Here is a 10331-nt window from a genome sequence, read left to right on the forward strand (position 1 = left end):
GGTCTTGAAAACTTTACCCTGCCGGAGAACCGCCAACCGCCGTTCGCTGCGCTTATTGCCTTCAAAGCCTTATCTGGCGGGCGTCAAGCGCATTTGCAACAAAATGAAACAAGTGTGGGGGACCGAACAAATGCCTTTTTACAGCGACACTTCCACCGTCTGACTGTCCTTCACGATGCCGCTGATGATCTGGCCACCGGCAGTTTTTACACGTATTTGCTGACCCGGCGACGCGTTGTTCATCGCGGTGCCTTCGGCCGAAATCGAAAAGCCGGAGCCGCCGGCGACCACGCGCACGTTTTGGCCGATCGACACCGAGCTCGCCGCGCGCAACATGTCGGTGCGCAGCGGCAGGCCGGCGGGCACGCGCGACAGCGCGACCGCGCCGACGGCCTGCGCCGGATCGGTGACGATGGCCTGCGGCATCGCGGTGATGTCGCCGTCGCGGGCGACCAGATCGGCGTTGCTCAGCACTTCGCCCGGCGCGATCGCGCGCGCGGCCGAATAGTAAGTGGCGTTGATCGACACCCGCGCCTGCACGTAGAGCGTCCACGGACGCTCGCCGACACAGCGCACGCCGACGGTCAGGCGGCCCCAGAGCCGCGCGCCCGTCGGCATGAACGGATCGAGCGCGGAGCAGGCGGCGAGGCCGCGCGGAAAAACCGGCGTGACGGTGATATCGACCTTGCCCGGCAACCCCGCGGCCTGCTGCTGCAGAAAGTTGAGCGCGGCGACGCGGATCGATTCGCCGTCCTGCGTCGTCGCGGACGCGCCAGCAGCGGGCGGCAACGTGGCGACCGCAGCGGCCGATGGATTGAAGCTCACGCGCCGCATCGGCGATGCGGCGACAGGCGTCGCTGGGCTGGCCGCGACGGGTCTCGCATTCGCGTTGCGGGCGACACCATCGTCGCGCGTCACGACGACGGGCATCACATCGCGGGAAGCGGAAGCAACCGGCGCTCTCTGGAGCACGGGCGCCGGCGCGGGAGCCGGTGCCGCCGCGGTCGCGCGCGCGGGCTTCGCTTCGCTCGGCCCGGGAATGACGATCATGCCGCTCGCGTCGTTCATCGAGTCGTCGGCGGCGTCGGCGCGGGCGTCTAGTTCGAGTGCGGCGTTGCGCATCGCGGCGTCGGCGGCGCGGGCAGCGGCGCGATATCCGCTCGGGCGCGCCGTGTCGGGCGCGGGCGTCGTCGCGACCGGCGCCGGCGCACGCGAAACGGGCGCATTCAGGCTTTTCGCCATGTCGGCCGCGGCGGCTGGATTGGTTTCCGCGTTCCCCGGAATGACGATCGGGCCGTCGCCCTGCTGCGCATGCGCGCCCGCGACGGCCATGAATAGCGACACGCCGGCCAGACCGCACAGCGTGCGGCGCGCGAACGTTGCTGCGGCGCGAGCCGTAGGGTTCGATGCACGCTTCGCGGACCTGCTCATGGACTTTCTCCGTACCTGATTCGATCGGGCCGCACACGATGCGGCGACTGCCTTGATCCGATGACGGCACGTAAGCGCACCCGCCATCGGCTACGAAACGAATTCTAGATATCGGCCCGCCGACGCAAGCGCCGAATAGAGGCCCCGTTTCCCGGTTATTCGTCGGATTAGTTATTGCGCGCCGCTCCTAAGATGCGTGTCATGCAAAAAGGCCTCGGCGCTGCCGACAGGAGAAACCGCAATGCTAGACAGACTCGACAAGGAATTCGCATTTGGCCGTGAGGCGCTCGATGTGCGCGCTTACCGGCAGGAATTGCTGTCGTCGAATATCGCCAACGCCGACACGCCCGGCTACAAGGCGCGCGACGTCGATTTCTCGAGCGCGCTCGCGGGCGCGCTCAAGCAGGGCGGCGGCGCCTCGAACAACGCGACGCTGAAGATGGCGCAACCCGTCAGCGTGAGCGTGAGCGGCGGCATGGCGGCGACGGCCAAGGGTCACATGAGCGGCACGTCGACGCTTTCCGCGTCGGGCGGCTCGAGCGACGACTACGGCAAGCTCGCCTATCGCGTGCCGAGCCAGCCGTCGCTCGACGGCAACACGGTCGACCTCGACGCCGAGCGCGTGCAGTTCGCGGACAACGCGCTGCACTTCGAGGCGGGCATGACTGTGCTGTCGTCGCAGATCAAATCGATGTTGTCGGCGATTACGTCGAATAGTTGAGCGCAGCAGGAGAACACATGCCCTCTTTGATGAACATCTTCAACGTCGCCGGCTCGGCGATGTCCGCTCAGGCGCAGCGCCTGAACGTCACCGCGTCGAACCTCGCGAACGCGGACAGCACGACCGGCCCGGACGGTCAGCCGTACAAGGCGAAGCAGGTCGTGTTCGCGGTCGATCCGCTCGGCGGCGCGCGCACCGCGTCCGGCCAGCAGGTCGGCGGCGTGCAGGTGACCGGCGTGATCGACGATCCGAGCCCGATGAAAACCAGCTACGACCCGAGCAACCCGGCGGCAAACGCGGACGGCTATGTGACGCTGCCCAATGTCGATCCGGTGCAGGAGATGGTCAACATGATTTCCGCGTCGCGTTCCTATCAGGCGAACGTCGAAACGCTCAACACCGCCAAGCAATTGATGCTCAAGACCCTGACCATCGGAACCTGATCAAGACATTCAAGGAACACAACGTGACGACCAGCACAACCATCGGCAGCAACGGCACCACGGTGTCGCAGACGCTGCTCGACACCATGAACGGCGCGTCGTCGAGTTCGTCGACGTCGTCGTCGAGCTCGGCGACGGGCACGCAATCGGCGTCGGATCTGCAGAACACCTTCCTCACGCTGCTCGTGACGCAGTTGAAGAATCAGGATCCGACCAACCCCGCCGACAGCTCGCAGATGACCTCGCAGCTCGCGCAGATCAACACGGTGACGGGCATCGGCCAGTTGAACACGTCGCTGTCCTCGCTCGCGACGCAGCTTTCCGCGGGCCAGCAGACGCAGGCCGCGCTGCTAATCGGCTCGAACGTGCTCGCGGCGGGCAACAGCGTGACGGTGTCGAACGGCGCGTCGTCGAGCTTCGGCGTGCAACTGGCGAACGACGTGAGCGATCTCCAGATCGTCGTGAAGAACGCGTCGGGCCAGATCGTCAACACGCTCGACCTCGGCGCGCAGGGCGCGGGCGTCGTGCCGGTGACGGGCTGGACGCCGGTCGATTCGAAGGGCGCCACGCTCGCCAACGGCAGCTACACGATCACCGCGCAGGGCACGATCAACGGCCAGCAGGCGACCGCGACGACCCTGTCGGCGGCGCAGGTGCAGAGCGTCGTGCAGATGTCGGGCGGCGCTCCGGGCCTCAAGCTCTCGAACGGCTCCACGGTAGCGCTGACGGGCGTCGCGTCCATCCTTTAATCACCCAATTTCAGGACGAGCGCGGACTCGTCACCGGAGAAAGACATGAGCTACCAACAAGCACTGAGCGGTCTGGGCGCCGCATCGAGCGACCTCGACGTCATCGGCAACAACATCGCGAACGCGAATACGGTCGGCTTCAAGCAGGGCGCCGCGCAATTCGCCGACATGTACGCGAACTCGATGGCCACCGCCGTGAGCAACCAGATCGGCATCGGCACGCAACTCGCCGAAGTGCAGCAGCAGTTCTCGCAAGGCACGATCACGACGACCAATCAGGCGCTCGACGTCGCGATCAACGGCAACGGCTTCTATCAGTTGTCGAACAACGGCTCGACCGTGTACTCGCGCAACGGCGTGTTCCACCTCGACAACCAGGGCCGCATCGTCAATTCGGCGGGCTTGCAGCTGATGGGTTACGCGGCGAACGCGAACGGCGTGGTCAACAGCGCGAGCACCGTGCCGCTGACGGTGCCGACGTCCAACGTCGCGCCGACCGCGACCAAGAACATCACGGCTGCGTTCAACCTGAACTCGCAGGACACCGCGCCGACGGGCACGTTCGATCCGACCGACTCGACCACCTTCAACCATTCGACTTCCGTCGACGTGTACGACTCGCTCGGCGGCACGCAGAAGGTGTCCGTGTACTTCGCGAAGAGCGCGACCGCGAATACCTGGCAGGCGTACGCGACCTACGGCGACCCGGCCGGCTCGCCGATTTCGCTCGGCACGATGACGTTCAACTCGTCCGGCACGCTGACCTCGACGACGGACTCGAGCGGCGCGGCGACGGCGGCATCGGGCAAGTTCACCTTCTCGATTCCCAACGGCGCGGACGGCGGCGCGACGCAGCAGGCGCTCACGATCGACCTCAACGGCACGACGCAGTACGGCGCGAAAGACGGCGTGACGAACATCGTGCAGGACGGCAACAGCACGGGCGAGCTGACGGGCTTCACGGTCGGCAGCGACGGCACCCTGACGGGCAACTACTCGAACGGCGAAACGAAGGCGCTCGGGCAGATCGCCATCGCCAACTTCAACAACCAGAACGGTTTGCAGGACCTCGGCGGCAACGTCTACGCGCAGACCGCGGCGTCGGGCGCGCCCCAGGTCGGCGTGCCGGGCTCGACCAACCACGGCACGCTGCAGGGTGGCGCGGTGGAGAACTCCAACGTCGACCTGACGAGCGAACTCGTGAATCTGATCACCGCGCAGCGCAACTATCAGGCGAACGCGCAGACGATCAAGACGCAGCAGACCGTCGATCAGACGCTGATCAATCTGTAATCGGCGTGCCCACGCGAATTTGACGCAAGAGAAGAAGGAAGCGATTCATGGACCGTCTGATCTACACCGCGATGACCGGCGCAAGCCAGGCGCTCGAGCAGCAGGCCGTCGTGGCGAACAACCTCGCGAACACGTCGACCACGGGTTTCAAGGCGCAGCTCGCGGCGTTCCGCCAGGTGCCGATGTCGTTCGAGAACCAGTCCGCCGATGGCACGACGCGCACCTTCGTGCTGTCGTCGACGCCGAACGCGGACTACTCGGCAGGCCCGATCCAGCAGACGGGCAATCCGCTCGACGTCGCGGTTCAGGGCCAGGGCTGGCTGTCGGTGCAGGCCGCGGACGGCAGCGAGGCGTACACGCGCGCGGGCAATCTGCATGTGGATCAGAACGGCCAGCTCGTCACGGCCAACAACCTGCCGGTGCTGGGCAACAGCGGGCCGCTGTCGATTCCGCCGGGCGCGGAAGTGACGGTCGGCAAGGACGGCACGATCTCCGCGCTGGTTCCGGGCGACCCGCCGACGGCCATCGCGGTCGTGGATCAGCTGAAGCTCGTGAATCCCGATCCGGCGACGCTCACGCGCGGCGATGACGGACTCTTTCGCACCGCGACGGGCGATCCCGCCGACGCGGACCCGAACGTCGTCGTGACCGGTGGCGCGCTCGAAGGCAGCAACGTGAATCCGGTCTCCGCGATGGTCTCGATGATCACCAACGCCCGGCAATTCCAGATGCAGACGAAGCTGATGGAATCGGCCGACCAGAACGAACAGTCGGCCAACAAGCTGCTCAACTTCTCTTAAGCGGCGAACGCCAGCAACACAGGATACGAAACAAGATGAATCGCTCTCTCTACATCGCCGCGACCGGCATGAATGCGCAGCAGGCGCAGATGGACACCATCTCGAACAACCTCGCCAACGTGAGCACGAACGGCTTCAAGGGCTCGCGCGCGGTGTTCGAGGATCTGCTGTATCAGACCACGCGCCAGCCGGGCGCGAATTCCACGCAGCAGACCGAGCTCGCCTCGGGCGTGCAGCTCGGCACCGGCGTGCAGCAGGTCGCGACCGAGCGCCTCTACACGCAGGGCAACCTGCAACAGACCGGCAACTCGAAGGATGTCGCGATCAACGGCCAGGGCTTCTTCCAGGTGACGATGCCCGACGGCACGACCGCCTACACGCGCGACGGCTCGTTCCAGACCAATTCGCAGGGCCAGCTCGTCACGTCGAGCGGCTATCAGGTCAACCCGGCGATCACGATTCCGCAGAACGCGACGGCGATCACCATCGGCTCGGACGGCACGGTGTCGGTGACGACCGCGAGCAGCTCGACGAGCACGACCGTCGGCCAGATCACGCTCGCGACGTTCATCAATCCGGCCGGCCTCGATGCGCGCGGCGAGAACCTGTTCTCGGAGACGAGCAGCTCGGGTGCGCCGAACGTCTCGCAGCCGGGGCTGAACGGCGCGGGCTCGCTGCAGCAGGGTTACGTGGAAGCGTCGAACGTGAACGTCGTGCAGGAGCTGGTCAACATGATCCAGACCCAGCGCGCGTACGAGATCAACAGCAAGGCCGTCACCACGTCCGACCAGATGCTGCAGACGCTTTCGCAGATGCAGGTTTGAAGTCACGCTCAACCAGAGTCACCACGATGTCGCCTACTCAAATTCTTTCGCGCGTTTCGATGGCCGCGCTCATTGCGGCGGTCGCCGCGTGCGGCCTCGTGCCGAAAGAGCCGATCATCCAGCAACCGATGACCGCGCGTCCGCCGCAGCCGCCCGTCGGCACGCGTTCGCCCGGCGCGATCTACAACGCGGGCTACGCCGGACGGCCGCTGTTCGAAGACCAGCGTCCGCGCAACGTGGGCGACATCCTGACCATCGTGATTTCGGAAAACGTCAACGCGACGAAGTCGTCGGCGGCGAACACCAATCGCGGCGGCAACGCGTCGTTCGCGGTGCCGACGGTGCCGGGCGTCTTCGGCGGCCTCTTCAACAACACGAACCTGTCGGCGACGGGCGCCAACAAGTTCACCGCGACGGGCGGCGCGAGCGCGGCCAATACGTTCAGCGGCACGCTGACCGTCACCGTCACGGACGTTCTGCCCAACGGGAATCTGATGGTGAGCGGCGAAAAGCAGATGCTCATCAACCAGGGCAACGAATTCGTGCGCTTCTCGGGCGTCGTCAATCCGACGACGATCTCGGGCAGCAACACCGTGTTCTCCACGCAAGTCGCCGACGCGAAGATCGAGTATTCGGCGAAGGGTTATATCGACGAAGCTGAAAACATGGGCTGGCTCCAACGCTTCTTCCTCAACGTCGCGCCGTTCTGATCATGAATCCGTTTCTCCGTTTCGTTTCGTTCTCGCTCGCAGCCGCGCTCGTCGCAATCGGTTCGGCGCAACATGCGCACGCCGAGCGCCTGAAAGACCTCGTCTCGTTCCAGGGCGTGCGGGACAATCCGCTGATCGGTTACGGTCTCGTCGTCGGTCTCGACGGCACCGGCGATCAGACCATGCAGACACCGTTCACGACGCAGTCGCTCACCAACATGCTCGGCAACCTGGGCATCACGGTGAACTCGGCGACGGCTTCGAACATGCAGTTGAAGAACGTCGCCGCCGTGATGGTGACGGCGACGCTGCCGCCGTTCGCGCGCCCCGGCGAAGCGATCGACGTGACCGTGTCTTCGCTCGGCAACGCGAAGAGCCTGCGTGGCGGCACGCTGCTGATGGCGCCGCTGAAGGGCGCCGACGGCCAGGTCTACGCGATGGCGCAGGGCAATCTCGTCGTCGGCGGAGCGGGCGCGAGCGCGAACGGCAGCAAGGTGCAGGTCAACCAGCTCGCGGTGGGCCGCATCTCGGCCGGCGCGATCGTCGAGCGCGGGGTGCCCTCGGCGCTGCAGCAGCAGGGCGGCGTCATGCAGATGGAACTGCGCGAGATGGACTTCGACACGACGCAGCGCATCGTCGCCGCGGTGAACAACCAGTTCGGCTCGGGCACGGCGCTCGCGCTCGACGGCCGCACCATTCAGCTGCGCGCGCCGCAGGACGCGAGCGAGCAGGTGTCGTTCATGGCGCAGTTGCAAAACATCGACGTGCGTCCGGCGCAGGCCGCCGCGAAGGTGATCCTGAACGCGCGCACCGGCTCCATCGTGATGAACCAGATGGTCACGCTGCAGAACTGCGCGGTCGCGCACGGCAATCTGTCGGTCGTCATCAACACGAAGACGGCGGTGAGCCAGCCGGGCGCGTTCTCGAACGGCCAGACGGTCGCGGCGAAGGAATCGTCGATTCAGCTCAAGCAGGACAGCGGTGCGCTCAAGATGCTGAGCGCGGGCGCGAATCTCGCGGATGTCGTGAAGGCGCTCAACGCGCTCGGCGCGACGCCGGCGGATCTCATCTCCATCCTTCAGTCGATGAAGGCCGCGGGGGCGCTGCGCGCAGACCTCGAAATCATCTAAGGAACAGGGCTCATGAACTCGAACACGACCGGCATCGCCAGCACCGCGTTGGCATCGACCGATACGACGAGCGGCTTGTCGAGCCTGTCGAACCGTTTCGCGCTCGATACGCAGGGCTTCGACGCGTTGCGCGCACAGGCCGGCGCGAACCCGCAGCAGGGACTCAAGGAAGCGGCCAAGCAGTTCGACGCCGTATTCACGCAGATGATGCTCAAGAGCATGCGCGACGCGACGCCGTCGGACAGCCCGTTCGAATCGAACGATTCGAAGTCGTTCACGTCGATGCTCGATCAACAGTTGTCACAGCAGATGTCGTCAAAGGGCATCGGCGTCGCGGACATGATGCTCAAGCAACTGATGCGCAATTCGGGCGCGCAGACCGGCGACAGCGCCAAGGCCGGCGGCACGATGAACGCGATGCAGGCGCTCGGCGGCATGGCGGGCGGCAGCGGCGATCTCGACGCGAACGCGGGCAATCTCGCCGCGATGAACGCGATGGCGAAGGCTTACGCCGCGGCGCAAGCCAACAAGAGCAGCGCGTCGCTGGCGGGCAAGGGTTATTCGGCGGCGGATTCGCTCGAAGCGCCCGCGCGTGGCAACGGCTCGGACAAGGTCAACGCGTTCGTCGACCGCCTGGCGGTGCCGGCGCAGGCCGCGAGCGCGGCGACGGGCATTCCGGCGCGCTTCATCATCGGACAGGCGGCGCTCGAATCGGGCTGGGGCAAGCGCGAGATCAAGAATTCGAACGGCTCGACGAGCCACAACATCTTCGGCATCAAGGCGAATAAGGACTGGACGGGCAAGACCGTCGATTCGGTCACGACGGAATACATCAACGGCCGTCCGCAGAAGGTCGTGGAACGCTTCCGCGCCTACGATTCGTACGAGGAAGCGCTCACCGATTACGCGAGCGTGATCAAGAACAATCCGCGCTATGCGCCGGTGATCCAGGCTTCGCGCGATGTCGCGGGCTTCGCGCACGGCATGCAGAAGGCGGGCTACGCGACCGATCCGCAGTACGCGAAGAAGCTCATCTCGATCATGCGTCAGATCGTCTGACGGCGATGCGCGGTCCGCGCGCGCAATCCGCCGATGTTTGCGGCCGCATTTTTGCTGGAAAGAGCATCGCGCGCGCATCTTTGCGATAGTCGGGCGCGCATTTGTTCGGATCTTTTACGGCAGCAAACGTTTTACGTTCGTAGGGACGGCGCACCACATACATTTTTCGCGCGGCGACCCTAAACTTTCGAAGAGGTATGCCGCTAACCTGAATAATCGAGGTGCCGGACCAATTCGGTTCGGACCGACGCGCGATGTTCGGGGATTTGAGCGGCGCGCGAGCACAATGAACACGGCTAGCACCATGAACACCAATCAAATGCATGACGTTGCCGACGAGGACATCGCGCCGATCGTGGATTTCGGCCGGCGTAATCCGCTTGAAATCGGCGTGGCTTTGCGCAATCTCGCCAATCGCGGCGACTTTCTGACGGCGCAATACGGCGACGGGCAAATCGTTACGCGTTTGCTCGACGTCGATGTGACCGCGCACCGTTTCACTTTCGACTGGGGCGGTCTCGAAGCGCAGAACCGCGGCGTGCTCGCGTCGCAGAGGCTGATTTTCAGCGCTGCGCCGGATGGCGTGCGCGTCGAGTTCACGACGCCGACGCCGCGCGAGACGATGTTCGACGGCCGCCCGGCGTTCGAAGCCGAGTTTCCGCCGGTGCTGTATTACATGCAGCGGCGCGAGTATTTCCGCGTCGAGGCGCCGGTGCTCGATCCTTACATTTGCACGGGCACGCTGCCGGATGGCGAACGGTTCCGCTTCGAGGTGCATGATCTGTCGTTGGGCGGCGTGGCGTTGCGCACGACCGACGAGCGCGTGGCGGACCTCGAAATGGGCATCGTGCTGCAGGATGCCGAATTGCATTTCAGCGCGAATGGCAGGGTGACGCTGGATATGAAGCTGGTGTCCCACCGGGAGTCGACGACGGCGAAGGGGGATCGTCGATATACCATCGGGTTCAAGTTTGTTTCCATGCCGGGGTCGGCGGAGAATACCCTCCAGCGGTTGATTACTCAGCTGGAGATGAAGCGGCGGTCTTTGGCGAAGTAGGGTTTTGCTTTTGCTTTTGCTGTTGCTTTCGCCGGATCCCATTTTCGCGTCGGTCTATTGGCACTGCCCCTGTGCGGGGCGGCAGTCACTTTCTTTGCTGCTGCAAAGAAAGTA

General features: G+C 65.0%; 11 protein-coding genes. 10 read left to right on the plus strand and 1 reads right to left on the minus strand.

Features of this window, described 5'->3' with window-relative positions; translation table 11 throughout:
• Window positions 1-138: 138 nt before the first annotated feature.
• Window positions 139-1431, minus strand: coding sequence for a flagellar basal body P-ring formation chaperone FlgA (flgA, locus tag U4Y90_RS18695; RefSeq protein ID WP_321796689.1), 1293 nt, complete (start codon window positions 1429-1431; stop codon window positions 139-141).
• 241 nt (window positions 1432-1672) lie between these two features.
• Between flgA and flgB the strand changes: the two genes are divergently transcribed.
• The 10 genes from flgB (at window position 1673) to U4Y90_RS18745 (ending at window position 10217) form a co-directional block, all read left to right on the plus strand.
• A complete protein-coding gene (gene flgB / locus U4Y90_RS18700) occupies window positions 1673-2152 on the plus strand; it encodes a flagellar basal body rod protein FlgB (RefSeq protein WP_321796690.1) in 480 nt (159 codons plus the stop codon).
• 17 nt (window positions 2153-2169) lie between these two features.
• Window positions 2170-2595 carry a flagellar basal body rod protein FlgC gene (gene flgC, locus U4Y90_RS18705; protein ID WP_035499295.1) on the plus strand — a complete coding sequence of 142 codons (426 nt, stop codon included), beginning with the start codon at window positions 2170-2172 and terminating at the stop codon, window positions 2593-2595.
• Window positions 2596-2618: 23 nt separating this feature from the next.
• On the plus strand, window positions 2619-3344 hold the full coding sequence (locus tag U4Y90_RS18710) for a flagellar hook assembly protein FlgD (protein WP_321796692.1): 726 nt from the start codon (window positions 2619-2621) through the stop codon (window positions 3342-3344).
• Between the two features lie 45 nt (window positions 3345-3389).
• Window positions 3390-4637: a flagellar hook protein FlgE gene (flgE, locus tag U4Y90_RS18715; protein WP_321796693.1), complete on the plus strand. Its 1248-nt coding sequence runs from the start codon at window positions 3390-3392 to the stop codon at window positions 4635-4637.
• Between the two features lie 47 nt (window positions 4638-4684).
• The gene (flgF, locus tag U4Y90_RS18720; protein WP_321796694.1) at window positions 4685-5437 is read left to right on the plus strand and encodes a flagellar basal-body rod protein FlgF; all 753 of its coding nucleotides are present in this window, start codon (window positions 4685-4687) and stop codon (window positions 5435-5437) included.
• 35 nt (window positions 5438-5472) lie between these two features.
• A complete protein-coding gene (flgG, locus tag U4Y90_RS18725) occupies window positions 5473-6261 on the plus strand; it encodes a flagellar basal-body rod protein FlgG (protein ID WP_321796696.1) in 789 nt (262 codons plus the stop codon).
• Window positions 6262-6320: 59 nt separating this feature from the next.
• The gene (locus tag U4Y90_RS18730) at window positions 6321-6971 is read left to right on the plus strand and encodes a flagellar basal body L-ring protein FlgH (RefSeq protein ID WP_415749383.1); all 651 of its coding nucleotides are present in this window, start codon (window positions 6321-6323) and stop codon (window positions 6969-6971) included.
• Window positions 6972-6973: 2 nt separating this feature from the next.
• Complete coding sequence (locus U4Y90_RS18735) at window positions 6974-8101, plus strand: flagellar basal body P-ring protein FlgI (RefSeq protein WP_321796698.1); 1128 nt, start codon at window positions 6974-6976, stop codon at window positions 8099-8101.
• A 12-nt stretch (window positions 8102-8113) separates the two neighbouring features.
• A complete protein-coding gene (gene flgJ, locus U4Y90_RS18740) occupies window positions 8114-9160 on the plus strand; it encodes a flagellar assembly peptidoglycan hydrolase FlgJ (RefSeq protein WP_321796700.1) in 1047 nt (348 codons plus the stop codon).
• Between the two features lie 304 nt (window positions 9161-9464).
• Complete coding sequence (locus tag U4Y90_RS18745) at window positions 9465-10217, plus strand: flagellar brake protein (RefSeq protein ID WP_321796713.1); 753 nt, start codon at window positions 9465-9467, stop codon at window positions 10215-10217.
• Window positions 10218-10331 lie beyond the last annotated feature (114 nt).

Origin of the sequence: Caballeronia sp. J97, assembly GCF_905220305.1 — a bacterium.
GTDB lineage: Bacteria > Pseudomonadota > Gammaproteobacteria > Burkholderiales > Burkholderiaceae > Caballeronia.